25 protein-coding genes are annotated in these 25,882 nt (G+C 35.4%); 17 read left to right on the top strand and 8 right to left on the bottom strand.

The window, feature by feature from the left end:
• Nucleotides 1–56: 56 nt before the first annotated feature.
• Nucleotides 57–680, bottom strand: coding sequence for a peptidylprolyl isomerase (locus HNQ35_RS06740; RefSeq protein WP_146936621.1), 624 nt, complete (start codon nt 678–680; stop codon nt 57–59).
• A 216-nt stretch (nt 681–896) separates the two neighbouring features.
• Here HNQ35_RS06740 and HNQ35_RS06735 point away from each other — a divergent pair, with 216 nt between their 5' ends.
• The 5 genes from HNQ35_RS06735 (at nt 897) to HNQ35_RS06715 (ending at nt 5,749) form a co-directional block, all read left to right on the top strand.
• A complete protein-coding gene (locus tag HNQ35_RS06735) occupies nt 897–2,066 on the top strand; it encodes a TraB/GumN family protein (protein WP_146936618.1) in 1,170 nt (389 codons plus the stop codon).
• Nucleotides 2,067–2,294: 228 nt separating this feature from the next.
• The gene (locus tag HNQ35_RS06730; RefSeq protein WP_146936616.1) at nt 2,295–2,720 is read left to right on the top strand and encodes a DUF5392 family protein; all 426 of its coding nucleotides are present in this window, start codon (nt 2,295–2,297) and stop codon (nt 2,718–2,720) included.
• Nucleotides 2,721–2,967: 247 nt separating this feature from the next.
• Nucleotides 2,968–4,239, top strand: a complete 1,272-nt coding sequence (locus HNQ35_RS06725; protein WP_146936614.1) for an MFS transporter — start codon at nt 2,968–2,970, stop codon at nt 4,237–4,239.
• A gap of 37 nt (nt 4,240–4,276) precedes the next feature.
• Nucleotides 4,277–5,326 carry a gamma-glutamyltransferase gene (locus tag HNQ35_RS06720; protein ID WP_170226629.1) on the top strand — a complete coding sequence of 350 codons (1,050 nt, stop codon included), beginning with the start codon at nt 4,277–4,279 and terminating at the stop codon, nt 5,324–5,326.
• A 15-nt stretch (nt 5,327–5,341) separates the two neighbouring features.
• The gene (locus HNQ35_RS06715) at nt 5,342–5,749 is read left to right on the top strand and encodes a peptidoglycan-binding domain-containing protein (protein WP_218026189.1); all 408 of its coding nucleotides are present in this window, start codon (nt 5,342–5,344) and stop codon (nt 5,747–5,749) included.
• A 159-nt stretch (nt 5,750–5,908) separates the two neighbouring features.
• Here the strand turns inward: HNQ35_RS06715 and HNQ35_RS06710 are convergent, their stop codons facing one another.
• The gene (locus HNQ35_RS06710) at nt 5,909–6,271 is read right to left on the bottom strand and encodes a DUF2089 domain-containing protein (protein WP_146936610.1); all 363 of its coding nucleotides are present in this window, start codon (nt 6,269–6,271) and stop codon (nt 5,909–5,911) included.
• 248 nt (nt 6,272–6,519) lie between these two features.
• Here HNQ35_RS06710 and htpG point away from each other — a divergent pair, with 248 nt between their 5' ends.
• The 12 genes from htpG (at nt 6,520) to pstB (ending at nt 20,062) form a co-directional block, all read left to right on the top strand.
• Nucleotides 6,520–8,400, top strand: a complete 1,881-nt coding sequence (gene htpG / locus HNQ35_RS06705) for a molecular chaperone HtpG (protein ID WP_146936608.1) — start codon at nt 6,520–6,522, stop codon at nt 8,398–8,400.
• A gap of 141 nt (nt 8,401–8,541) precedes the next feature.
• On the top strand, nt 8,542–9,153 hold the full coding sequence (locus tag HNQ35_RS06700; protein ID WP_371862299.1) for a biotin transporter BioY: 612 nt from the start codon (nt 8,542–8,544) through the stop codon (nt 9,151–9,153).
• Nucleotides 9,150–10,157, top strand: a complete 1,008-nt coding sequence (gene bioB / locus HNQ35_RS06695) for a biotin synthase BioB (protein ID WP_146936604.1) — start codon at nt 9,150–9,152, stop codon at nt 10,155–10,157. Before HNQ35_RS06700 ends, bioB begins: the two co-directional genes overlap by 4 nt.
• Before the next feature lie 399 nt (nt 10,158–10,556).
• Nucleotides 10,557–11,459, top strand: a complete 903-nt coding sequence (gene cyoE / locus HNQ35_RS06690; protein WP_146936602.1) for a heme o synthase — start codon at nt 10,557–10,559, stop codon at nt 11,457–11,459.
• 378 nt (nt 11,460–11,837) lie between these two features.
• On the top strand, nt 11,838–13,193 hold the full coding sequence (locus HNQ35_RS06685; protein WP_146936599.1) for a sodium-dependent transporter: 1,356 nt from the start codon (nt 11,838–11,840) through the stop codon (nt 13,191–13,193).
• Nucleotides 13,194–13,353: 160 nt separating this feature from the next.
• Nucleotides 13,354–13,869 (top strand): hypothetical protein, encoded by a 516-nt coding sequence (locus HNQ35_RS06680; protein ID WP_146936597.1) that lies wholly within the window; start codon nt 13,354–13,356, stop codon nt 13,867–13,869.
• 309 nt (nt 13,870–14,178) lie between these two features.
• A complete protein-coding gene (locus HNQ35_RS06675) occupies nt 14,179–15,072 on the top strand; it encodes an ABC transporter ATP-binding protein (protein WP_146936595.1) in 894 nt (297 codons plus the stop codon).
• On the top strand, nt 15,069–15,953 hold the full coding sequence (locus tag HNQ35_RS06670; RefSeq protein WP_146936582.1) for an ABC transporter permease: 885 nt from the start codon (nt 15,069–15,071) through the stop codon (nt 15,951–15,953). The genes HNQ35_RS06675 and HNQ35_RS06670 overlap by 4 nt, the downstream gene beginning before the upstream one ends.
• Nucleotides 15,954–16,227: 274 nt before the next feature.
• The gene (locus HNQ35_RS06665) at nt 16,228–17,244 is read left to right on the top strand and encodes a PstS family phosphate ABC transporter substrate-binding protein (protein ID WP_146936580.1); all 1,017 of its coding nucleotides are present in this window, start codon (nt 16,228–16,230) and stop codon (nt 17,242–17,244) included.
• 107 nt (nt 17,245–17,351) lie between these two features.
• Nucleotides 17,352–18,293 (top strand): phosphate ABC transporter permease subunit PstC, encoded by a 942-nt coding sequence (pstC, locus tag HNQ35_RS06660; protein WP_146936578.1) that lies wholly within the window; start codon nt 17,352–17,354, stop codon nt 18,291–18,293.
• Nucleotides 18,294–18,315: 22 nt separating this feature from the next.
• On the top strand, nt 18,316–19,200 hold the full coding sequence (gene pstA, locus HNQ35_RS06655; protein ID WP_146936576.1) for a phosphate ABC transporter permease PstA: 885 nt from the start codon (nt 18,316–18,318) through the stop codon (nt 19,198–19,200).
• A gap of 22 nt (nt 19,201–19,222) precedes the next feature.
• Nucleotides 19,223–20,062, top strand: a complete 840-nt coding sequence (gene pstB / locus HNQ35_RS06650) for a phosphate ABC transporter ATP-binding protein PstB (protein ID WP_246118059.1) — start codon at nt 19,223–19,225, stop codon at nt 20,060–20,062.
• A gap of 346 nt (nt 20,063–20,408) precedes the next feature.
• Here the strand turns inward: pstB and HNQ35_RS06645 are convergent, their stop codons facing one another.
• The 6 genes from HNQ35_RS06645 to thiT all read right to left on the bottom strand — a co-directional run bounded on the left by HNQ35_RS06645 (nt 20,409) and on the right by thiT (nt 25,822).
• Nucleotides 20,409–21,212 carry a DUF6612 family protein gene (locus HNQ35_RS06645; protein ID WP_146936574.1) on the bottom strand — a complete coding sequence of 268 codons (804 nt, stop codon included), beginning with the start codon at nt 21,210–21,212 and terminating at the stop codon, nt 20,409–20,411.
• Between the two features lie 112 nt (nt 21,213–21,324).
• A complete protein-coding gene (locus HNQ35_RS06640) occupies nt 21,325–22,008 on the bottom strand; it encodes an ECF transporter S component (RefSeq protein ID WP_146936572.1) in 684 nt (227 codons plus the stop codon).
• Nucleotides 21,993–23,627 carry an ABC transporter ATP-binding protein gene (locus HNQ35_RS06635; protein ID WP_146936569.1) on the bottom strand — a complete coding sequence of 545 codons (1,635 nt, stop codon included), beginning with the start codon at nt 23,625–23,627 and terminating at the stop codon, nt 21,993–21,995. The genes HNQ35_RS06640 and HNQ35_RS06635 overlap by 16 nt, the downstream gene beginning before the upstream one ends.
• Entirely contained in the window at nt 23,628–24,470 is an 843-nt protein-coding gene (locus HNQ35_RS06630) for an energy-coupling factor transporter transmembrane component T (protein WP_170226627.1), read from the bottom strand.
• 68 nt (nt 24,471–24,538) lie between these two features.
• A complete protein-coding gene (locus tag HNQ35_RS06625) occupies nt 24,539–25,114 on the bottom strand; it encodes a DUF4430 domain-containing protein (protein ID WP_170226625.1) in 576 nt (191 codons plus the stop codon).
• Between the two features lie 117 nt (nt 25,115–25,231).
• The gene (gene thiT / locus HNQ35_RS06620) at nt 25,232–25,822 is read right to left on the bottom strand and encodes an energy-coupled thiamine transporter ThiT (RefSeq protein ID WP_146936563.1); all 591 of its coding nucleotides are present in this window, start codon (nt 25,820–25,822) and stop codon (nt 25,232–25,234) included.
• Nucleotides 25,823–25,882: the final 60 nt, after the last annotated feature.

Genomic DNA, 25,882 nt, shown 5'->3' with positions numbered 1-25,882 from the left:
ATTGGACCTATATAGCGATGCTTAATCTGAAGAAGAAATAAACATTTACAAGATGTTTATTTCTTCTTTGGTTCAGGAAATGTATTTCCCTTTTTATCGACAGTAGCTGTTTTTATTTTTTGGTCTTTAACCGGCTTATCCATCTCATCTCGTTCAGCTTGAACAATTTGGTCTACAACATCCATTCCCTCAATTACTTTTCCAAAAGCGGCATATTCTCCATCAAGATGTGTGGCCTTATCAGTCATAATAAAAAATTGTGATCCAGCTGAATCAGGATGAGCGCTACGTGCCATCGATACAACACCACGTACATGTTCGAGAGAGTTTTCAAACCCATTAGCGGTGAATTCACCTTCAATCGCATAGCCCGGTCCACCTGTACCATTGCCATTAGGGTCTCCACCTTGGATCATAAAGCCAGGAATCACACGGTGAAAAATCAATCCATCATAAAATTGATCTTCAACGAGTGAAATAAAGTTATGGACAGTGTTCGGCGCCACTTCTGGATACAACTCCATCACAATTTCACCACCATCTTCCATGGTCATAGTAACGACTGGGTTGTCTCCGTTAAATGTTGAGTCAGCTTGTCCATCTTCTTGAGTAACGCCACATCCGGTAAGCAGGATAACTACAAACATAAATCCAATTAACATAAATACTAAACGTTTCATACTCTGTTTTCCTCCTTTAATCCTTATTATAATGGTATTTAATAAAATAGGTAAGCATTTCCTTAGTAGGTAGAAAGCGTTAGTAACATTTTATAATCCAAATTCTTTATCATGAAAAAAATCAGAAAATACAGCTGTTTTTTGTTAAAAAGCCATCCATTTTTCTACATTTATGATAGTATAAATGATAAGACTTTTGTGAAGGAGTATTTAATTGTGGAAGAGAATAATATAACTAGGATTGACCTAGATGATAAACAATATATATTAATCGGTACGGCTCACGTTTCTAAGCAAAGTGCAGAACAAGTTAAACAAGTTATAGAAGAAGAACAGCCGGATTCAGTTTGTGTTGAGTTAGATGACCAGCGCTATCAATCGATAACAAATAAAAGTAAATGGAAGGAAATGGACATTTTTCAAGTTATAAAGGAGAAGAAAGCAACATTATTACTGATGAATTTAGCGATTTCTTCTTTTCAGCGGCGAGTGGCTAAACAATTTGGAATTAATCCTGGACAAGAAATGATCCAAGGAATTGAATCGGCAGAAGAAGTAGGTGCCGAACTCGTTCTAGCTGACCGCAATATCCAAATTACGTTTAATCGGATTTGGCGTAATTTAGGTTGGAAAGGTAAAGCCCTTCTTCTAACACAAGTCATTGCGGGTATCTTTAGCAAAGAGACGATATCTGAAGAAGAACTAGAGAAAATGAAATCCCAGGATATGATTGATTCAATGCTCGAAGATTTCACAGAAAATTTTCCACGTTTAAAAGAACCACTAATCGATGAGCGAGATCAATATTTAGCCCAAAAAATAAAAAACGCTCCAGGTGAAAAAATCGTAGCTGTTCTGGGAGCGGCCCATGTACCGGGTATTACGAAAGAAATTCAAAAAGATCATGATCTTGAACAGTTAACAAAGATACCACCTAAATCAAACGTACCTAAAGTCATTGGATGGTCGATTCCGGTTATTATATTAAGTATTATTATTTATACCTTCTTAGCCAATCCATCAGCGGGTTGGCAACAAACCGTTAGCTGGATTTTATGGAATGGTTCATTATCGGCAATAGGGACAGCTCTTGCATTCGGTCACCCCTTAGCTATTTTAACTGCTTTTGTTTTAGCGCCGTTAACTTCGTTGAATCCACTTCTGGCAGCTGGTTGGTTTGCTGGGTTTGTCCAAGCGTACATGAGACGTCCGAATGTAAATGATTTTGAAAAATTAGCAGAAGATGTTTTTAGTGTAAAAGGATTTTGGAATAATAAAGTCACACGCGTTCTTCTTGTCATCGTTTTAGCCAACTTAGGTAGCTCTCTCGGTACGATTGTTGGGGGAGCCGATGTCATCCGTCTGTTCTTTCAAAATATATCATGAATGATGGGCTGCATTCTTTGTCATGGGCAAAATGAGTATGGTACAATAAAGATGTTAAAAGAGCTCTTGAATGTCACATCTCGAGACCTTTGCCACTTGTGTAAAGCTCTCGTTTTTTACTCAATAATGAGGAATCATTTGCAACCGATAAGGAATAATAAATGAATGAACCTTTTTAGTCATAGATTACTATTGTTAACGTAAAATAGATACAAGGGAAGTGATGACATGAACGTATTTATGACAAAAATGCCAAGTTTTATTAAAAGAGAAATTGAACAACTTCAAAGAATTATCGGTCCAGTGGCGAGAAAAGCATCAAAATATACATTTTGGTCATTTCCGCTAATTATTATTTCTGTTGTAAACCTTGTCTTTCTACTATTCATCCTCCCTGAAGAGTATCGCAACTCGTTTACACTCATTCTCTTTGCGGTGATGGGAGCCTTCGGATTAGCTTTATCAAAAGAAGCTAAACATCAAAAAAGAGAGATTCATAAGTTAAGTACAGATTACATGATTAAGCGAATTAAGCGAAGTGAAATCGTTTCACAGAGTTCACAAAATCGGTATATCCGTTTAATTAAAGAACAGCCTGTTCATATGATGCATCATTTTGTCAGATTTTTAGAGGAAGAAAAAAGACAAGAATAATAAGAGTACCCAAAAGGTCTATAGGACTTATTGGGTACTTTTTGTTATGTTTTATGTTGATTGAAAAAGGGCGACAAGTGTTCATTGTGATATCCGATTTGTAGACTATGACTTTATAAATGTTTCCAAAATTTCTAAGGACGTATTTATTTACATTTTAACGATTTAAGTCTAATATATTTAGGGTATCGAAGTAATTTTAAGGTGATTTACTCTCACGTTCAATATTTAAAGGTAGGGAATTAACTTGACGTTCATTCATGAATGGTCGCGACAGTTTCAAACATATAATAAAAATATTAAATTAGCGATCTGGGCTAATGTCTTTTCGCAAATTGGCCTCGGTATGTTTATGGTTATTTATAACTTTTACATACGTGCTCTCGGCTTAAGTCAAGATGTTAATGGACAAATTATTTCATTAACCGCATTAGCAACGGCGATTATTTTAGTGCCAGCAGGGATATTGAGTGATCGACTCGGTCGAAAAAAAGTGATGGTTTTCGGTGTGGTTTTTTCAGGTATTGTACTTATTTTACGAAGTATTGTCGAGCCACAATCGCTTTTGCTCGTTACAGGATTTTTAACAGGGTTATTTACGGCTTTTTTACAAGTTTCGTCGATTCCATGGTTAGCAGAAAACTCATTACCGAAACAACGGGTTCATTTATTTAGCTTACATTCCGCATTAATGATGGTTGCTAACGTATTAGGTAGTATCATTGGCGGATTATTAACAGATATTTTTTCAATGATGACGACTGAACTATTAAGTATTCGATATACATTACTGATAGGAAGTTTCCTATATTTACTTGCTTTCTTTCCGATTATAAAAATGACTGAGAAAAAGAGAAAACAACCTATTCCATATGGGCAGAAAGAAACAAAGAAGCAACGTTCAATTAAACAGTTTGTCAAACATAATCAAACAGGGCTTAAGGTTATAGGTCTCTTTGCTATTGCGCAACTTATTATTGGCTCTGGAAGTGGGCTTGTTATTCCATATTTAAATCTCTATTTTGCTGATCGTTTTGAAGTATCTAATACGATCATCGGTGTTATTATTTCTCTTGGACAGGCGGCAACTGCTGTCGCTATGTTTATTGGTCCACAAGTCGTTAAGAGGTTAGGCGAGGTTCGTGCAGTTGTCACTTTACAATTATTATCTTTGCCGTTTTTACTCTTAACAGCTTATACACAACAGTTTTGGTTAGCAAGTATTGGTTTCTTATTTAGACAAGCATTAATGAACGCCGGTAATCCTATTCAAGCTTCACTTGTTATGTCAAAAGTGAATAACTCGATTAAAGGTCTAGCTAATTCAGTTAACCAAATGGTCTTTCAACTTGGCTGGGCGTTTATGGGACCGATCTCAACCTCAATCGTGTTACGTTACGGGTCTTACTGGGGATATGCACATGTCTTTACAATAACAGCTGGATTGTATCTCATCGGATCACTTTATTTTTATTTTGTTTTTCGTTCCTTGTCATCAACTCATGAAACTGAAACATGAACCATTCATAGAAATATATAATTATAGGCGTGGTATTTTGCTAAGTCATATTCGAGATCCACGCTTTTTGTTTTTCCTAAATATGAAAAAAGTCATATGGTCTTTTTTGCTTCTTATAAAAATAAGATATATAGGCGAAACACTTGAAGCAATTCAAAAAAATGGTGCGGCTTATTTCTATGATGAAATTTTACAAGAACGATTTCATTATGATGAACAGTTGGTGAAAGAAAGACTTGTCGTAGAAAGAGAGCCGGCTTCTGGAGAGTTTAATGGTAAACAGATTTATAGTGCACCACCACCATTTTCAGGTGTAACCTTTATACAAATGATGAAAATGATAGAGCTTGAAGAGATTCAACCATTAATAGGTTCAGATAGCGAAAATATAAAAAAATACCTTCATATCGTTGAACTTGCTTATAAAAATCGAAAGCAAAATATAGGTGATCCATCGGTTCAACAAATTGATTATGATGAATTAACGACGGACGAATATGTGAGAGAATTAATGTCGCAGTCTGTTAGTTCAGGTGAAAAAGATGAAGAAGAGCTTGTGAGTACAACACATTTTTCAATTACAGATAAAGATGGATTAACTGTATCAGCAACAAATACACTTGGCCAATTCTGGGGTACGGGTGAAGCATATAAAGGATTCTTTTTAAATAACGGATTAGATAACTTTAATACTGTAAAAGGGTCTTTAAATGAGTACATGCCTTATAAAAAATCACGTTCTTTTATGGCACCTACTATTATTGTAGAGGATGAATCTATAATGGCCATTGGTACTCCTGGTGGAAACCGAATACCACAGATATTATCACAAGTTTTATTAGATTATCACTTTACCGGTGATTTAAAAGAGAGTATTACCGTGCCAAGAATGACACTTCATAATAAATTTATTGATTTTGAGTCATATCCAGAAAAAAGTCTGATCGACGAATTAAAGGAAGTTGGCTATACATCGCGTGTCATTGATTTAGAGGACCATTTTGGTGGCATTAATGCTATCATCGATACAGGTGATAAGATTATTGGTATATCTGATTTTCGTAGAGATAAGGAAATTAGTCAATAAATAGGAGAGGTAGCATTGTTTAAAAAAATCGTTCCGTTTATATTTTATCCGTTAATTATACTTGTTTTTCTATTTGCAATGACTAATTTAAAACATAGTGAGGCCTTATCTCATTCTGAACAGGCTGAGATTGATCGATATTTAATGGTAGAAAAACGCTTGAAACAAAATGATGACAAACGTCAGATGGAGACAAAACAGCATACAGAATCAGCATTTAATAGTAAGAATCATTTACCTACAGTTAGTATGAATGATGAAAATAAGTATGTTCGATATCTCCAATCTTTGCTCAATATTTCGGAAGACGGCGTTTATGGTCAAGAAACATACGAGAAAGTCGTTGAGTTTCAGTTAGCAAACGATTTAAGCCCCAATGGGGTTGTAGATCAGAAAACGTGGAATAAACTTTTAAGAAAATAACCTTCTTAGGAATTTGGAATATACTATAAGTTTATTAAGAAGACCGCATGAGATAGATGTTAAATCTCATGCGGTTAAATCATTCCAGAATACGTTGTCTATAAATGCAAAACAACAAGACGATTGGCTATGACAGTTATCAAACGATCATAAGTGACTTTATTCCTTTAATAACTCAATGGCTTCATCAGGGGAGATTTCTCCTTTTTCTAGCATAGAAACAACCTTTTCTTTACTCATTTTACTCGGAGCATTTACTTCATAGCCGAGGATTGAAATAATGTTTTTCAATTTGTTTCGGACTGTAGGATAGGAAATACCTAATTCTTTTTCAACTACTTTAATATTGCCACGGTTAACGAGGAATATTTCAATGAATCGAAGTTGCTCTTCATTTAATAAAGAAAACTTTGATAAAGTAAATGAGTTTTCAATCGTTGTTTGACATGTTCGACATTTTAACTTTGTTGCGACTAATGGGCTACGACAAACCGGACAATTCGATAGTACAGGATACTCCATAACGAAATAAACCTCCATTAATAATATAAAGCACCTTATAAAGATTTATGTATGACTTTATTCATATAGTAATTTAGTTTATTTTATCATAATAATTAAAGCTTTGCTTTATTAACAATAAGTTTTTCTTAAAAGTTAAGAGACACTTCCTTTGACACACTTCAATAGATATGATAAATAAAATGATGGGATTATCACTCTAGTGAGGAGAGTGCTAATTTAATAAAACATTGAAAGGAAGGAATACGATGACAAAAAAGCAGTTCCAAGCAGAATCAAAACGTCTTTTAGAAATGATGATAAATTCCATTTACTCGCAAAAAGAAATTTTTCTTCGTGAATTAATCTCTAATGCGAGTGATGCCATTGATAAAATTTACTATAAAACGTTAACAGATGATTCATTAACATTCGATCGCTCCAAATACTACATAAAAATAGAAGCTGATAAAGAAAAGCGGACATTAAGCATAATTGATACAGGGATTGGTATGACTAAAGAAGAGCTGGAAACAAACCTTGGTACAATAGCTAAGAGTGGCTCATTAACATTTAAAAAAGCGAATGACATTGAAGATGAATATGATATTATCGGTCAGTTCGGGGTCGGCTTTTATGCTGCCTTTATGGTTGCTGATGTTGTTACAGTTAAAAGCCGTGCATTAGGTAATGATGAAGCTTATAAGTGGGAATCTTCTGGTGCGGACGGCTATACAATTGAACCTTGTGAAAAGGATGATGTCGGAACGGAAATTATTTTACAGCTTAAGGAAAATAAAGATGAAGAAGATTATGATCAATTTCTTGAAGAATATCGTATAAAAGAAATAGTGAAGAAGTATTCTGACTTTATACGTTATCCAATCAAAATGGATGTGACAAAAAGCAAGCCGAAAGATGATGACAGTGATGAATATGTGGAATATACTGAAGAAGAAACGATTAATAGTATGGTTCCTATTTGGCGTAAAAATCCAAATGAATTAACAGATGAAGACTATGAAAACTTTTATAAAGAAAAGCGCTATGGCTTTGACAAACCATTAAAACATATTCATATTAAAGCGGATGGAACGATTCGTTATGATGCGATTCTTTATATTCCGGAAACAATCCCGTTTGATTATTACACAGCAGAATATGAAAAAGGACTTGAGCTTTATGCAAACAGTGTCTTAATTATGGAAAAGAATGGAGATTTAATTCCGGATTACTTTAGCTTTGTCAAGGGAATGGTCGATTCAAGAGATCTATCATTAAATATATCCCGTGAAATGTTACAACACGATCGGCAATTAAAGTTAATCGAAAAGAATATTACACGTCGGATTAAACGTGAATTGCTAAAGATGCTACGTAATGATCGTGAAACGTATGAGAAATTTTATGAAGCTTTCGGTCGTCAATTGAAATATGGTGTCTATAGTGACTTCGGTGCTAATAAAGAAACATTACAAGATTTACTCTTGTTCTATTCATCAACTGAAAAGAAACTAGTCAGTTTAGAAGAGTATGTCGAAAGAATGCCGGAAGATCAAAAGTATATTTATTATGCGACTGGTGAATCAAACGAGCGTATTGAAAAGCTTCCACAAACAGAGCTTGTTGCTGACAAAGGATATGAAATTTTATATTTCACAGATGAAGTGGATGAATTTGCCATCAAGATGCTTGCAACTTATAAAGAGAAAGAATTCCGTTCTGTATCAAGTGGCGATTTAGGTATTGATATGGAAGAAGAAGATAAGAAAGCGAAACAAGAAGCAGATGAAAATAAGGACCTTTTCGCTGAAATGAAGAAACTCCTTGAAGGAAAAGTAAAAGATGTTCGCGTTTCTAAACGTTTGAAATCACATCCTGTCTGTCTAGCTGCTGATGGAGACATTTCTTTAGAAATGGAAAAGGTGTTACGCAATATGCCGAATAACCAACAAATTGAAGCAGAAAAAATCCTTGAAATTAATCCAGATCATGAAGTCTATCAGTCATTAAAGAACGCATTTGACAAAGATAAGGAAAAGTTTGCTCTATATACAAACCTATTATATAATCAAGCTTTACTCATCGAAGGTATGCCAATAAAAGACCCAGTAGAATTTTCCAATGATATTTGTAAAGTGATGAATTAAATCAATTAGAAGTGACAAGAGACTATTTTTAGAGATAGTCTCTTTTTTCTTCTTCAATATGTTAACCTAAATAAAAATATGTTGACAAAAAGAAGAAAAATCATTTACTCTATAAGAAATAGAAAGAATGGGGTGATTTATTTGAGCTCTACTACAGTAAGAACGAAAAGTCATTTTAGAGCGTTAGATATTGCTTACATTGGAATGTTTGCAGCACTGATGATGATAGGGGCTAATATTACATCATTTGCACCATTTATGGTTGTCGGAGGCGTGCCCATTACACTACAAGCCTTTTTTGCAATATTAGCAGGTATTATTTTAGGCAGTCGGTTAGGTGCTATTTCTATGGCGGTGTATGCAATTGTCGGATTAGCAGGTGCACCGGTTTTTGCACGTTTTACGGGGGGATTTGCTCAACTCATGAGCCCGACGTTTGGATTTATTATTGCATTTATTTTTACAGCTTATTTAACTGGAAAAATTGTTGAACGATATAGTAGCCGTACGGCCTATATCATAGCAGCACTTATTGCTACAGTTATAATATATATTTTTGGGACGAATTGGATGTATTTTGCTTATCAAATTTGGGCTGATGCACCACCTGAATTTACTTATAAACTAGCTTGGCTTTGGATGTTGGCTCCACTACCAAAAGATATTATTCTTGCGGTCTTTGCAGGGGTATTTGGTTATCGGATGAGACACATCATCAAAAAAACATCACAGAAAAGGAGTAGGAAACAATGACTCTATATGATCAATTAGCTGACAAAGTTCTACATGGAGAAGAAATAACAAATGCAGAGGCCCTATCGGTTCTGGAAAGTCCAGATGCGGATTTGTTACCACTTCTTCATGCAGCCTATAAAGTACGTAAACATTATTTCGGCAATAAAGTAAAATTAAATATGATCATCAATACAAAATCAGGGCTTTGTCCTGAAAACTGTGGTTACTGTGCTCAATCAATTGTGTCGAAAGCACCGATTGAAAAATACCCGCTTCTTGATCAGAAAGAAATTGTCGCTGGTGCACAACGAGCTAAAGATTTAAATGTCGGTACATACTGTATTGTGATGAGTGGAAGAGGACCGACAAATCATGAATTAGATGTCGTTGTTGATTCTGTGAAAGAAATTAAAGAAAAGCATCAAGATATGACTGTTTGCGCTTGTTTAGGTATTTTAAAGCCGGGACAAGCCGAGCGCTTAAAAGAGGCAGGAGTCGATCGCTATAATCATAACATTAATACATCAAAGAATCATCATAAGAACATTACGACCTCACATACGTATGATGACCGTGTTAGAACGGTTAATTATGCGAAAAGCATGGGAATTTCACCATGCTCTGGTGTCATTATCGGAATGAAAGAGACAAAAGAAGATGTTATCGATATGGCTCGGAGTCTAAAGGTGATGGATGCAGATTCCATACCAGTAAATTTCTTACATGCTATTGATGGAACACCATTAGAAGGTACAAATGAGCTTAATCCACGTTATTGTTTAAAAGTACTTTGCTTATTCCGTTTCATTAATCCGACGAAAGAGATTAGAATTTCTGGAGGTCGTGAAGTGAATCTACGAAGTTTACAACCATTAGGACTTTTCCCAGCAAACTCCATCTTTATCGGGGACTATTTAACAACTGAAGGTGCTGAACGCAACTATGACTATCAGATGATGGAAGATCTAGGCTTTGAGATTGATATGGAACCATTAAACACCGAAAGAGCAACAGCCAATTAAAAGAGTTAGAATAAAGTAAAAAAGTGCATGAAACCGAGTTTAGGACATTTGGCTTCATGCACTTTTATTTTTTAGGAGTGAACAACACGTATTATATTTTGTCTAAGTCTCTCCTTTTTATCTCTGTTGTGTTAAAGTGACGCCATAAAGCGAGTTAATTTAGAAGGCTTCAGTTGAGTTACCTATCATTAACGTGTTCAATGTAAGCTAACTGGATTAGTTAAAGCTGATTAACCAACTATTGTCCACTCCAATAGTAAGTCTATATAAACACAACGATGATCTATTATTAAATACGACCTTCCTTGACAATTAGACCAAGTAATATATATATTCTAGTAAGTATCTTATTTGGGAGCAGACAACAATTTTATTACTTAGTAAGGGAGAAGACACGACGTGCGAAAGCAAGAACAAATAACAACTTATCAAATCTTAGCCCAAACGATTAAAACGGGAATTATTAAATCAAATTTAATTCCCATGATAGCTGGATTTACATTAGCACTTTATACATATAATGTGGGATATTCTGAGAAATTACCCGAATTTATTTTTGCTATCATTGGTACGGCTCTTGTGATTGGTTCAGCGGGAGCATTTAATAATTTATACGACCGAGATATTGACAATATTATGCAACGAACAAAAAAACGACCGACAGTCACAGGGGCAATCACACCGAAAGCTGTTCTGTGGCTAGGAATTGTGATGGCTGTTATTGGAATTGGTGCACTTTTATTAACGACACCATTAGCAGCTATGTTAGGACTTTTAGGCTTGTTTTTTTATGTTTTCCCATATACCATGTGGACGAAGCGAACAACTGTTTATAATACAGAAGTTGGTAGCATCTCAGGTTCGATGCCAGTTTTAATTGGTTGGGCAGCTGTCCATCAAGATATTACGCACCCCGCAATTTTAGGTCTGTTTATTATTTCAGTCATCTGGCAAATGCCACACTTCTATTCAATTGCCATTCGAAAACATGAAGAATACAAAGCTGCTAATGTTCCAATGTATCCCGTTGTCAAAGGGATTAAAAAGACATATATTCGCACGAATATTTATTTAATCCTATTAATCGCAACGAGTTTTTTGTTTAAATCACTTAGTCTCGGACTCATGTTAGTAGCACTTATTTTAAATGTCTCATGGCTTATCTTAAGTGTTTATGGTTATCAAAAAATGGACGCAGATAAATGGGCTAAAACAATGTTCGTTTATTCTCTTTTCCATATGACAATTCTTTTTTCAACAGTTATTATTTATGCATTGATAGGTATATTTTTTAAACTATAAAAGAAGCTTTTATATAAAGTATGCGAAGAAAACACGAGATTTTCTTCGCTATTTTTATGGACTGGTTTTAGAAGATTCAAGTGTGTCACTCATTCTCGCTCTATTGACATCTTATTTTCATAAAATAGATCCTTTAAGCTTATAACGTACCGTCTCGTGTGAATTTTAATCATGAGAGTCTAAATTAAAGGCTTTAACGTACAGTCTCACATATCATTTCCGTCCTGAGAACTTGTGCTCCGTGTCCACATGGTTTTAAATTCAATTAGATACATCAATAATATGAGATAACATAAGATTGACAACTTCATCACATTAAAAGATAATAGAGATTAATTCTTTTTAATAAACGACAATTATCAGAAAGGAGTAGCGGCATTGAGTCAACGTGAACAATTTAGAACGAGATTAGGTTTTATTTTAACAACGGCAGGATCTGCTATCGGCCTTGGGGCAATATGGAAGTTCCCTTATGTGGCTGGGCAAAATGGAGGGGGCGCCTTCTTTTTTATTTTTATCTTTTTTACGTTTGTTTTGGCACTTCCACTTATGATGGCAGAGTTTGCGATTGGGAGAACGGCTGGTGCTGATGCCGTTACTTCTTTCAAAAAGATAGCTCCAGGAACGAAATGGTATGGGATTGGAATCTTGGGAATGGTTACAACATTCATCCTGCTATCGTTTTATAGTGTCATTGGTGGATGGATTATCACATATCTAGGCAAAATTTTTACAGGTGAACTAATTGGTTTACAATCAGAAGAGTATGCACTATTATTTCAAAAAACGATTGAAAATCCTTGGCTAAGTTTATCACTTCAATTCATATTTATCTTGATGACGATTATAGTTGTCGGGCATGGGATTCAAAATGGAATCGAGCGAGCTTCAAAAATAATGATGCCTGCTTTAGCGATCTTGTTTCTTATTCTCGTCATTCGATCTGTTACATTGGATGGTGCGGTAAAAGGAATGGCTTTCTTATTTCAGCCTGACTTTTCAAAACTCACATCAAAAGCCGTGCTTGATGCAATGGGACAGTCTTTTTTCACTTTGAGTATCGGTGTATCCGTTATGATTACGTACAGTTCTTACTTGCCGAAGACAACGAATCTTCCACGTTCTGCGTTGTCGGTTGTGAGTATGAATCTACTCGTTATTATTTTATCAGGTCTTTCCATATTTCCAGCTGTGTTTTCATTCGGACTAGACCCTGATGCTGGTCCTGTCCTTTTATTTAATGTATTACCAACTATTTTTAGTCAATTACCATTTGGGATGTTTTTCTTCGCTGCTTTTTTAATCGTGTTTTTCTTTGCTGCTTTAACAAGTGCCTTCTCGATGTTGGAAATCATCGTTTCGGTTCTTTCGAAAGGTCATCTCGATAAGCGAAAAAAGTATGCTTGGATGATTGGAATTGCAATTTTTATTTTTGGTATTCCTTCTGCCTTATCATATGGGGTATTAAGTGATGTGACTGTTTTTGGTAAATCCTTCTTTGACCTTGCTGACTATGCAGTAAGTAATGTCCTCATGCCACTTGGCTCATTATTAATTGCGATTTTCGTGTCTTGGAAGATGGAAAAATCTCTACTTTTCGATGAGTTAAAAAGAGGAAGCAAGCTTAAAAGGGGAGCATTTCAAGCTTGGTATTATATTCTGCGTTATGTAGCTCCTGTATTAATCGTCATAGTTATGTTAGATGTGCTTGGTGTATGGCGTAGGGTGTTTTAAGTAAATAATCATTTGAGAAGTCTCTTTCCAACCTTTTTGTTGGTTAGGGACTTATTTTACGTATAAAAGGAGTTGATAATTGACAATTTGCACAATTAATAATAAAATTTTCATAAAATTATCATTTATTACATACTTATTATTAAGGAGGTGAATAAGGATGAAAAGAAGCTTGTTTTATCAATTTTTATTCATTTCTTTTTTAGCTATCTTATTAGTTTTTGTAGAATTATCTAGTGTACTTGCCGCAGATAGCCTTCCAAATTCATCTAATGATACTTCTTCTACAATAATTACTCCTGCTCAAAGTTACCATCATATTAAAAATGACAACACACTAAATGCTTATATATCAACCCATACTTGGAGTAAGTCATATAAGAACAAATTAGGAATTACTGTTGCTATTCATCGTGCAACTGTGCAGTGGACATGGGATAAAGGCAGAATAATTCGATACAACGGTATGTGGCAAAGAAATTGGACAGCACCTTTGTTTAACTACAAGTCTCAGAAAAACAGTTGGAATTATCGATATACTTCTAATGGTGAAACGAATCAAAGTGTTGTTTTCGAAAGTAGCCTTCCTACACCATGGGGCCACATACGTGGATCAAAATTCACAAGCCGAATTCGAATAGCTATTAATGGATACGGTAAATCTACAGCTAGATAATTGCCTATGTTCTTTCAAAAGATTTGATCAAAAATCACCCATTACTCAACTAAATAGTGAATATTGTGTTAGCGAACAATTTAGCCAGAGACTCGTCGACTTAGGCCTGCTATATTATATGGTCTAAGTCGACACAAAATGAACAATCAGTTGTGGAAAAGGAAGTGATGTACGGGGATGCATATAAGTAACAATCTAAAAGAGACGTAAAATTTAGCAGCCATAATCTATGCACAGATTTTTTTCTCTATAAATAAAACATTTGGTCCTAGTTTATGAGATGACTTAAGATTTGAAAGGAGTTAAGTTATGTCAAAGCCAATGCTGCAAGTGAATCAAATTAGTAAAGATTTTGCTACATATTCGGTCTTAAAAGACATTTCTTTTACGATAAAACGTGAAGATATTTACGGTTTAGTCGGTCGGAATGGATCAGGAAAAACGACCTTATTAGCTATTATTTGTGGTCTTCTAAAACCTGACGAAGGAACAATTAAAATAAACGGTAAGTCGTACGATCCGAAGCAAATAAGTATGTCCTTTCAACCAACATCGCTATATGGGTATTTAACTGGCAAGGAAAATCTCTATTTACTTTCAACACAACCAGAAAAGGCAATAAGCATTGTAAAGACTTTACATCCTGAACAAAGTAGTGATGTTCTTAACAAGAAAGTAAGAAGTTTATCATATGGTCAAAAGCAAAGACTTGGTTTGGCTATAGCCTTATCGAAGAAGGCGTGTCTCTATCTATTAGATGAGCCAACGAATGGATTGGATGTTTTATCAAGTGAAAATTTATCTACCTTAATTCACGATATGGCGAAAAAAGGAAGCAGTTTTATTATTGCGAGCCATGAATGGGGAATTATTGAGGCTAATTGTACCCGTTTAGGAATGATTCATGAAGGCCAAATTATAAAAGAACTTCATGTACATGACTCAAAAGATGAGCCTACCGTACGAATAAAAACAACAAAGAGCGTAACGAAAGAACAATTCATGCAGATTTCAATCATAAAGAGTGCGTTGGAAATGAGTCCATCTGTTTGGCATATTAAACTCGTATCTAAACAGGATATAAGCACTTTTCATAAGATATTGACTGATAAAGGCATAAGCATTGAAGAGTTTATGTTTATTCATCCGACTAGAGAGTGGGAATGGACATATCAGCAATTAAGTAGAGGAGAAAGCGTATGAAGAATGAATGGACGAAGCTCATTAAGCATCCAGCTATTATTTGGTCACTCGTAATCATGATTTTGATTGTGATTTATTCTTACATAAGTGTTGCTCATATGTTTCAGAACATGTACCCATCATTTATGGAAGAAGCTTCATTTACAGAACAAGAAATGATTGACTATATCAAACAGGCTGATCGAACAGAACCTTTTCATTCTATGTTATTTGTTTTAAGCTCATCTATGGCGATAACATATGCATTGGCTTCTGTTAATGCAGTAGGTCCAATCATTATTTCTATTTTGGCAGCAATTCTTTTTGGGATTGAATACCGATATGTAACACTTCGACAGTTATGGGTTAATGGTTTATCACGTATTCAAATCATCATTAACAAAATGTCCAGTATTTTATTAATCATTTTGCTTCTCATGTTATTGTCTATTATTACAGCTTTTATAACAAGTTTAATTGTGCCAGAACTCTTTAATTTACCGATGAATTTAATAGAATATCCAACAATTGTAATAAGTGATATCGTTCTACAACTGAGTGGAACAATCATTAGCTTGTTACTGTGGGGTATGTTTACTGCGTGCATGACTGTCGTTACAAAGAGTATTGTCGGGGGACTAATATTGGGTCTTGTTTATCCGATACTTGAATTTAGCATAATTGATCAGTGGTTAATTGGTAAGTACTTTCCATTATTTATACAAAAATCAATGCTTCCTATCTTATTTCATGATACGGATCCTGGAGGGTTTGTCTCATTCTATCCCATGCCTGAAATTTATCAATTGCATGAGAGCTTCTTATTGACTGGTGCTTATACAGGATTATTTTTTATCATTATGCTTATCGTTCTTAAGCGTCAAAAAGTTCTTATGGCATAAAGTGGTTCTAGTTAATAGTAAAACGACAGTAAAAACATCTTCGCTCACTTTAAGCTGAGCGAAGATGTTTTTTATTCGTTTTTTTTAATGGCTTTCTTAGGAATCTTATTTTCGTCAAGTTTTAAAATTAGATACATAGCTTAAATCATGATCTACAAATTTACATAACCTTTACAATCGCTTTATACTTCCTTAACACTCCATCTTTATACTTGTAATTGAAGGAGAGAGGCCTTCGGAAGATATTTCCTACAAAAAAGGGAGGACATTTTTTATGAAGTTGAAAAACATTTTCATGGCCTTGATGATTGCTGTATTAGCAATTGCACTTGTTGCTTGTCAAGGAGACTCAGAGAAAGAAAAAGAAGGAGAAGACAATAGCAACACAGAACAAAAAGATAATGAGAATAATGAAGAAGAAAATAATGAAGCAGCTGCTGATTTAGAAGGCAGTGTCGTCATCGATGGCTCTGGTACAGTTTATCCATTAATGGCGAAATTAGCTGAAGAATATATGAGTAACGAACAACCGAATGTATCAGTAGAAGTTAGCCGTGCTGGTACGAGTGCAGGATTTAAGAAATTCTTAGTAGAAGACGGAACAGATTTTAACGATGCTTCTCGCCAAATTAAAGATGAAGAGCAGGAAGAAGCTGACAAGCTTGGCATGGAAGTAAAAGAATTAAAAGTAGCACTTGATGGACTTACTTTTGTTATTAATAAAGAAAACGACTGGGCAACTGAAATGACAGCTGAAGATTTAAAGAAAATCTTCCTTGCTGATGGTGGCGTAACAAAATGGTCTGATATTAATCCGGATTGGCCAGATGAAGAGATTAACACATATGGACCAAATGAGAACCACGGAACATATGAATTCTTCTATGAAAATATTTTAGAAGAAAAAGATCTCGTAGATGATGTTGACTTACAACAAGATTACCCTACGCTTGTAAAAATGATCGAAGAAGATAAAAACGGAATTGCATTCTTTGGATTCGGTTACTATGTAAACAACCAAGATAAATTACAAGCAGTAAGCGTTGATTTTGGTAATGGAGCAGTTGAACCTTCACTTGATACAATTGCAGAAGACGGGGACTACGCACAATTTACACGTCCAGTATTTACGTACTTAAACGTGGATAATGCAAAAGAAAAACCACAAGTTCTTGATTATGCGATCTATGTTATGAACAATGTCAATCATGTCGCTGGTGAAACAGGATTCGCTCCAATTCCAGACGCTGAAGTTGAAGAAAGTGTTTCATTCTTAGAAGGTCTAAAGTAATTTACAGACAAGCATATAATCATACAAGATGAGGACAAATTATCGTTCTCATCTTGTTCCATTCATTAGAAAAGGTTGGAAATCATTGGTTTGAAAGGAAACTTATTATGCGAACAAATAATGAGCCTGTTCATGTTCAGGAACTGATATCTAAAAAGAAGCAGTCAAAAAATTTATTTCTTAAATTTGAAAAAGCGATTCCGATAATATTATTTCTCATTGCAAGTGTTTCTGTTTTTACGACAATAGGGATTATTTACACATTGTTTTCTGAGACAATAGAATTTTTCAAACAAGTGTCTGTCGTTGAATTTTTTACAGGTACGGTCCTAAAGCCACTAAGCCAAGACCCCAAGTTCGGTGTTTTACCATTAATTATGGGAACCCTAACTTCAACCGTTATAGCGATGCTTGTTGCAGCGCCAATAGGGCTAATGACAGCAATTTATTTAAGTGAATTTGCTTCTGAACGTATACGAAAGACGTTTAAACCGCTGCTAGAAATTTTAGCAGGTATTCCAACGATTGTATATGGTTTTTTTGCATTTACTTTTGTTACACCATTACTGAAACATGTTATACCAGGACTAGAAACGACAAATATTTTAAGCCCGGGGATTGTAATGGGAATTATGATTATCCCTATGATTGCTTCGCTCTCTGAAGATGCGATGAGTTCTGTTCCGAATGCGATGCGTGAAGGTGCACTTGCACTAGGAGCAACGAAATTAGAAGTAGCGACACGTGTTGTTATTCCAGCTGCTTTTTCTGGAATTGTCGCCTCATTTGTTCTCGCTATTTCAAGAGCAATTGGTGAAACGATGATTGTTACAATCGCTAGCGGAAGCTCCAAAAACTTCACATTTGATCTGACACAATCTATGCAAACAATGACCGCTTATATTGTAGAAGTAACTGGCGGAGATGCCCCAGCCGGATCGACTATATACTACAGTCTATATGCTGTTGCGATGACATTATTTGTCTTTACATTGCTAATGAACCTATTTGCTCGTTATGTCGCACGTAAGTTTAAGGAAGAGTATTGATATAACTCAGGAGGAATTGTAAATGAAATATGTTGATGCCGTCCAAGTGCAGAAACGAATGAATTTCCGACTTATCGTAAATACAATTGCTAAAATAATTTTCTTTCTATCAACGGTTTTCGGCCTTGTTGTTCTAGGCATATTAATCTATCGCGTATTTTCTGATGGAATAGGTTGGATTAATATGGATTTCTTAACAGGAAAGCTATCAACTGACCCAGAAAAAGCAGGGATCTTAGGCGCTATACTCGGAACGTTATGGTTAATGGTTGTCGTGGCTCCTGTGACTATGTTTTTTGGAGTAGGAACAGCAATTTATCTTGAATTATATGCTAAAAAAGGCAAGCTACGGTCATTTATTCAAACAAATATTGCGAATCTAGCAGGTGTCCCATCGATTGTTTACGGAATTTTAGGAATGACGGTATTTGTTCGCGCATTAGATATGGGTAATATCGTCCTTGCTGGTGGATTGACGATGTCCTTACTTATTCTTCCAATTACAATTGTTGCTAGTCAAGAAGCCATTCGTGCAGTTCCTAATCATTTAGGTGAAGCGTCGTATGGACTGGGTGCTACAAAATGGCAAACGATTAAAAATATTATTTTACCAGCGGCACTTCCTGGTATTCTAACAGGTGCTATCTTATCTTTATCACGTGCTATCGGTGAGACGGCACCACTTGTTGTCATTGGTATACCAGCATTACTTATTCCGTTCCCTGGAAGTATTTTTGATAAATTTACAGTTTTACCGATGCAAATATATTATTGGACATTAGACTCATCTTTAGTTGAGGAGTATGCATATCTTGCATCCGCAACAATCATTATTTTATTACTTGTCCTTCTTTTATTAAATACAACGGCCATTATAATTCGAAATAAATTTCAAAAACGTTATTAATGATAAAAAAGGAGTGTTTCTTATGGCAGGTGCAATGACAGCCATTCCACAAGCAGAAGTGAAGAAGCGAGCTAATATTGAAGTGTTAAGAACACTTGAACAAGAGAAAGAGGTCGTGTTTGATACACAGAATTTAAATTTATGGTACGGCGAAAAACATGCATTAAGAGATATTAATCTTGATATTCACGAAGAAGAGGTCACAGCGATTATCGGCCCATCTGGATGTGGTAAATCAACATATTTAAAGACGTTAAATCGTATGGTTGAACTCGTTCCGTCCGTTCGCACGACAGGCGTCATCCAATATAAAGGTAAAAGCATATTTGATAAGTCTTTACGTGTTGAAGAGTTGCGCACTCAAGTCGGCATGGTTTTCCAAAAACCAAACCCATTTCCAAAATCAATTTATGAAAATATTGCCTACGGACCTAAAATTCATGGGATTCGTAATAAAATGATTCTGGATGAAATCGTTGAGAAGAGTCTTAGAGGTGCCTATATTTGGGATGAAGTAAAGGATCGCCTCCACGATAATGCTTACGGTTTATCCGGTGGTCAACAGCAAAGGCTCTGTATTGCTAGGTGTTTAGCCATTGAACCAGATGTTATCCTTATGGATGAACCAACATCAGCATTAGACCCGAAATCTACCTTGAAAGTTGAAGAATTAATACGAGAGTTAAAAAAAGACTACGCAATCGTTATTGTCACGCATAATATGCAACAAGCATCACGTATTTCAGATCGAACGGCTTTTTTCCTTGATGGAGAAGTTGTTGAATATGACCGGACAGATGTCATTTTTAATGAACCGACTGATCAGCGTACTGAAGATTATATTAATGGACGATTTGGTTAAGTTTTTTCTGCTATCTCTTTGTATTTTAATATATAGATGAAAAAAAGACCGTATCTCAACGTGTGATGGGAAAGCGGTCTTTTTTTTATGGCAAACTTGATCAAACGGTGCTGCACCAAAATCGCGCGACCCTGGGCCAAAATCGCGCGACCCCGAGCCAAAATCGCGCAACCCCGGGCCAAAATCGCGCAACCCCGAGCCAAAATTGCTCGCCCGACTTCGACTTAGTATACATATAAAAAGAAGGTGCGGGATTCTTTCCTACACCTTCTTACGTTTCATAGAATTCTTTTATCATCTAAATCTATTAGCCTAACATGAGATAGACGAGTTTTAATAGATTCGATTAAAGGTTTAATTCTTGAGCGTCATCAATAACATCTTGTGGCACTTCGATAGGATCAACGCCATTGATGTTTTTGTACTTGGCATTTACCTCTTGAGAAATAGTCAATTCTTCGCCATCAACTTTAATTGACATATCCATATCGACGTTGAGTTTATTTAGATGGTATGTTTTTTTATCAATAAACATTTCATAATTTAGTTTACTTATTTCCATATTTTTAAAGATTTCTTCAGCTTCTTCTCCTAATGCTTCCATGATTTCTTGAGGCATAAATTGCTTCACCAACTTATCTGTGTCACCTTTAAGCTTATCACCATCAGCTTCTAATTTTAAAATAAATGCGTTATCATCTTTTTCAAAAGAAAGATCTTTAACGTATTCTTCTAAAACTTTAAGCTGTTCAGCAGGGTCTTGTTGTTGATTAAGCATTTCTTCAGACAAGGTGGAGTCCATCTTCATCCATGTACCAGACATTGAATCATACATATACATCGCATCGTCAGTGACATATGCTTCCACTTCCATATCAATTGGTAGTAAATCACCCATATCAATCGTACCTTTTTGATACATTGTTAGCGGGTCAGTTGTCATTTTGATATCCATTTTTGTAGAAATGTCCATTGTCATATCTTCACTAGGGACACCCATTGACTGTTTTATATCCATATCGACTTCAGCGCTTTTAAGTTCTTTTGAAGCTTCAAGCGCTTTGTTGTAAACTTCTTCAGCGTTTTCTTGACAAGCAGAAAGTGTGAAAGCTAAAGCGATTACAACAAATGTTGTGATCCATTTTTTCATAAAATAAAACACTCCTTAAAAATTTTCTTTGCAATAAGTCATACGTATCATATCACAAATGGTTTCGATTATAAGCGATGTTTTAAAATTTTTTAAAAATGATAAAATAGAACTAATTTTTATATCTACTATTGTCTAAAATATGATACTTTCGACTTATTCGTGTAAGAATCGATAAAAAGTGAGAAGAAAAGACAAGTAGTAAGACAACATTAGATAAAGCATGTGATAAATCAGGGATGAAACTAGCCACATAAATAGATATGACAAGCTCTAACGTTAGATTATCAATCTGAGTTGTTAAGACCCATAGATTCATTAGCCAACCAAATAAAAAACCCCATATAAAACCGAATATGATTCGCGCCCAATTTCGTTGTAAATAACGTGACACCATACCAGCTGTCATACCCATCATCCCCCAGGCAAGCATTTGCCAAGGTGTCCAAGGACCATGTCCAAGCACTAAGTTCGATATGAATGCACTCGCAACACCAACAATGAAACCACTTTCCACTCCAAAAGCGATCCCAACGATAATGATAAAAAAAGATGTCGGTTGGATGCTCGGTAATGCTGCAAAAGGAATGCGACTAATGGCTGCGATAGCACTGAACATAGCAAGTAAAACGATTTCACGTGTGGATACGAGACGCTTTTCAAAGCGAATAAAAAAAGGAAGCATCATACAACCAATGATAAATATACTTAAGAAAAAATAAGCTTTCTCAGTTATAAAAATAGATAATATGAATATTAAAGCAACGAAAAGGATGGGGACTATTTTTCTGGCCATGCTTGTAATGCCTCCTCAACTGTTAAAACATGTGATAAAGCGGTCCCCCTTGCCGCTCTATTTATATCCGTTGTATAAAAAGAATTATCTTGTAAAATTGTTTTTGTAGCTCCATCAGCAGTGATTTCGCCATCGAATAATAATCCAACCCGTTCCGAGTATTGAGCGACGAAATCAATATCATGAGAAACCATCACAATTGTTAATCCTTTTTTATGTAATGCAGTTAAATAACGACCGAGTTCATCCTTCGCAAAAGGATCTAACCCTTTAGTTGGCTCATCAAGGAATAATAGATCAGGTTGGCGAAGCAATAGGCAAGCGAGAACAATTCTTTGCATTTCTCCATACGAACAATCAAAAGGATGTTGATGTAAAAGATGTTCAATATGAAAGTGTTTAGCCATTTGTATCATTATTTCTTCATTATTATTATTTAACATGGATTGCATTTCTTTTTCTACAGTATCATACATAAAAAAAGCTTGTGGTTGCTGTGGTAAATAGCCAATCCTTTCTAACGTCTTTTTATTAAGTTGCTGTTGAAAAAGTTCCAAACGTCCTCGTTTAGGTTTTTTAATACCGAGACAAATTTCAATCAATGTTGTCTTTCCTGAAGCATTTCCTCCAATAATGGCATAAAAGTCTCCCTTATAAACAGTTAAAGATAAACGATTTAATATGGAAGGTTCATTTTTTGAGTGATAGAAAGTGACATCATTTAATGATACAATCTGTTCTGTCTGTTTAATCTGTTGCTTCGGCTTTTGAAGTCGCCTTCCCATTGGTAAAACACGTTTTAACCATACACGTCCTTCATTGACAGTGAGAGGGATGTCATTATTTACAGGTTGTTTCGTTTTCTTTATATATAAATGAGCTATATCAGGTAGATAAGCATCGTATCTTAAGTCTTGTGATTGAGCCAGCTGATATAAAAATTCTCGGCTATTTCCAGTAAAGCATACGGTTCCTTCATCGAGCATGAACACACGATCACACATCCGAAGAAGGGTGGCGTATCTATGTTCAGCAATAATAATGGTCATCCCTAAATCATGATGCAACTGTTCTAACATTTGAAAAACAAGCGTCGCATGCACAGGATCTAACTGAGAAGTTGGTTCATCAAGAATAAGTACCTTTGGACGTAATAATAACACGGATAATAAATGAACGAGTTGTTGTTCACCGCCAGATAGGGCATTTGTTTTCTTGTTTAGTAGATCTTCTATTTTAAAGTAGTGCCCAAGTTCGGCAACCCGCTTTCTCATTTCTGCCGTCGATAAGCCATGATTTTCCAAGCCAAAGACAAGCTCTTGCATTACAGTTGGCATAACCATTTGCTCTTCAGGATATTGAGAAATGAAGCCGATTTCTTCTGTCAACTCTTTGTCAGACCATAAATGAATGGGCTGATTCTTATAAAATATCTCACCAGCTAATGTTCCGTTCGGACGTAAAACATAAGTTAACAAACGTAAAAGCGTTGTTTTCCCGCAACCGCTAGGACCTGTTAACAGAATAAATTCACCCTCACCAATGGATAAATGTAACTGTTTTAAAACACTTTTATCCATATCAGGATAACGAAAAGATAAACCGGATAATTGAAACATTCAATTTGTACTCCTTTCAATTAGAAGCGGCATTAAATAAAGAGGTATCATAATGATATACATAACCCAATCTAGTGGATAAAAACGTAAGGTACCAAGTTGTGGATAAATATAAATATTGCCATAACCTAGCATGCTTCCTAAAAAGAAAAGTAAAAATAATAAGGTCAGTAACATTATGACCACCCAATCGCGTTTTTCCATCCGATAAGGTGTATACATCGTCCGTTTTTGGTTACCGTAACCACGTGCTTTCATAGAATCTGCTGTTTTAATGGCTTCTTCTAAAGACCAAGTGATTAATGTTTGCATCTGGAACATGGCTGTTTTAATAGGTGTTGTATTTGAACGACGAACACGATGTACAGCGCGAATGGTTTCTAGTCGATACATTAATAATGGAACAAACCGAAGTGCTATCATGATTAAAAGCGCTGTACGTGGGAGAAGATTAGCAAATAAGTATAAAAACCGCTGTCCATGTAGGACATGTTGAAAAGAGATAAACAATAAAAGCATGCCGCCGATCATAAATGCAAGACTAATACCATAAATAAGCGCTTCAAGCGTTATTTGTCGCTCACCAAGATAGAACAAAATATAACGACCACGTGAAACAAATAGCGGATTAAATAAAATGATCAACCCCATCAATAGAAGAATATGGAGCAGTCGTTTTTTCGCTGTTTCTCCTTTATCCTGTATCCAGACAATCGTGAACAATAACAAAAAGGAGGTGCCAATGAATATAGGATGATTTATATGAAAAAGTGTCACACTAATAAGAAGATAGTATATCAATTGAACAAAAGGGTGGATGCTCAAAAAGCCTTGCTCACTCAAAATCCATACTCCTTTCACCCTTGTTAATATGGTAAACGTCACGCTTGACCGTATATGATAGTATTGCTTTACGGGGCATCAAGATCTTGACCTAAATCTTTAGTGTAAAGCCATTCGATATGATCGCCAGATGACAGTTTAATGGCACCAGCACTTTGATTAACAAATTCCCCGTTAATACGAAACATCCAACCACTTCCAGGCCCGTCATCCATTTCATAAACGTTAGCAATACCTCTAATATAGGCAGAAGCGCCTTTTCCAGATATGTCTCGTTGAATATTTTTTTCCTTCGTAATACGTAATAAAGCATCCAAAGCAGTATCATTTTTGTAAATAGTGACATTGGTCTGAGCTAATGGGATATTGTTATCTGATATTTTAATGACCATTGTCACGGTGCCAATGCCGTGTTCAAAATTCGTCGTCTTTTTCTGTTTCTTTTGTTGCGTCGGCTTAGTTGGAGAATTGCTCTGTGTTTTTATTCGATCTTCAGTTTTAACAGTTTGTTTCATATGTAAAGCTGTTTCATGTTCCTTATGATCTGTACTCGAAAAGTCAAGTCCGCTTGGTTTCTGTAATGATTGACCACAGCTACTCAAAATGATTACCAACATCAACATGATTAATATTCGTAAGCGCATAGAATCCCTCATTTTACCATCATATCTATAGAATAGAGTGTATAGTTAAGTTCTTCAACTTATGAACAACATAAAAAGAACAGAAAAAAGGTGGGTTATTTCCCACCTTTTTAAATATTATGCAGCTTGCTGTCTTCTCTCGGATGTATTTGTAATGAGTTGCGGCGCTTTATTAATAAGTAAAACGAGAATAATGGCACATAAAATTGAAGCACCGAGGAACGTCATTCCATTCATCGTTAAAGAGAAGATAACAGGTGTTTTTCCGGCTTCAATAGCGTAATTTTTAAAGAAGATGACGCCAGCGACAAAGTGCCAGAAATAACGAGCCACACTACCAATGAATGTCGCAATGACAATCCATACAAATGTTGCACCTCTTTTTTTATCTTTTAAACTACTTTTAATCAAGTTAGAGAACAGACCAGCAAACCCGATACATGTAAAGGCGATAAAGTATTCTATAAAAGCTTGTGTAGGAGTTAAAATCCAGGCATCACCTGTCGCAATTTGCAAAATTCCCCATAGAAATCCTGATATCGAAGCAGCAAGAAAGCCACGACGAAAAGCTATAATAAAAATAGGTACCATCGCAAACGAGATGGAAATGGATGGATTGGGCTTAAATGATGGGAACAGATCAATTACCATCGCAAACCCAGCGAAAATCGCTATTTCTAACAATGTTTCTAAATCAAATCGTTTCATAAAAAAATGCCTCCTCTAATGAGCCACTGAGGGAGACATCGTGAAAAAAGGAAAAAGGTT

Source organism: Cerasibacillus quisquiliarum (assembly GCF_014202495.1).
Taxonomy (GTDB): Bacteria; Bacillota; Bacilli; order Bacillales; family Amphibacillaceae; genus Cerasibacillus; species Cerasibacillus quisquiliarum.
This window is presented reverse-complemented; position numbering and strand designations above follow the sequence as displayed.

Bases quoted from the DNA above. Each gene is read 5' to 3' on its own strand.
- HNQ35_RS06710 (WP_146936610.1), bottom strand. From the start codon at position 6,271: ATGGAGTATCCTGTACTATCGAATTGTCCGGTTTGTCGTAGCCCATTA.
- pstA (WP_146936576.1), top strand. From the start codon at position 18,316: ATGAAATATGTTGATGCCGTCCAAGTGCAGAAACGAATGAATTTCCGA.
- HNQ35_RS06730 (WP_146936616.1), top strand. From the start codon at position 2,295: ATGAACGTATTTATGACAAAAATGCCAAGTTTTATTAAAAGAGAAATT.
- bioB (WP_146936604.1), top strand. From the start codon at position 9,150: ATGACTCTATATGATCAATTAGCTGACAAAGTTCTACATGGAGAAGAA.
- HNQ35_RS06625 (WP_170226625.1), bottom strand. From the start codon at position 25,114: ATGCGCTTACGAATATTAATCATGTTGATGTTGGTAATCATTTTGAGT.
- HNQ35_RS06635 (WP_146936569.1), bottom strand. From the start codon at position 23,627: ATGTTTCAATTATCCGGTTTATCTTTTCGTTATCCTGATATGGATAAA.
- HNQ35_RS06680 (WP_146936597.1), top strand. From the start codon at position 13,354: ATGAAAAGAAGCTTGTTTTATCAATTTTTATTCATTTCTTTTTTAGCT.
- HNQ35_RS06740 (WP_146936621.1), bottom strand. From the start codon at position 680: ATGAAACGTTTAGTATTTATGTTAATTGGATTTATGTTTGTAGTTATC.
- HNQ35_RS06640 (WP_146936572.1), bottom strand. From the start codon at position 22,008: ATGGCCAGAAAAATAGTCCCCATCCTTTTCGTTGCTTTAATATTCATA.
- HNQ35_RS06665 (WP_146936580.1), top strand. From the start codon at position 16,228: ATGAAGTTGAAAAACATTTTCATGGCCTTGATGATTGCTGTATTAGCA.
- pstC (WP_146936578.1), top strand. From the start codon at position 17,352: ATGCGAACAAATAATGAGCCTGTTCATGTTCAGGAACTGATATCTAAA.
- HNQ35_RS06645 (WP_146936574.1), bottom strand. From the start codon at position 21,212: ATGAAAAAATGGATCACAACATTTGTTGTAATCGCTTTAGCTTTCACA.
- pstB (WP_246118059.1), top strand. From the start codon at position 19,223: ATGGCAGGTGCAATGACAGCCATTCCACAAGCAGAAGTGAAGAAGCGA.
- HNQ35_RS06670 (WP_146936582.1), top strand. From the start codon at position 15,069: ATGAAGAATGAATGGACGAAGCTCATTAAGCATCCAGCTATTATTTGG.
- HNQ35_RS06675 (WP_146936595.1), top strand. From the start codon at position 14,179: ATGTCAAAGCCAATGCTGCAAGTGAATCAAATTAGTAAAGATTTTGCT.
- htpG (WP_146936608.1), top strand. From the start codon at position 6,520: ATGACAAAAAAGCAGTTCCAAGCAGAATCAAAACGTCTTTTAGAAATG.
- thiT (WP_146936563.1), bottom strand. From the start codon at position 25,822: ATGAAACGATTTGATTTAGAAACATTGTTAGAAATAGCGATTTTCGCT.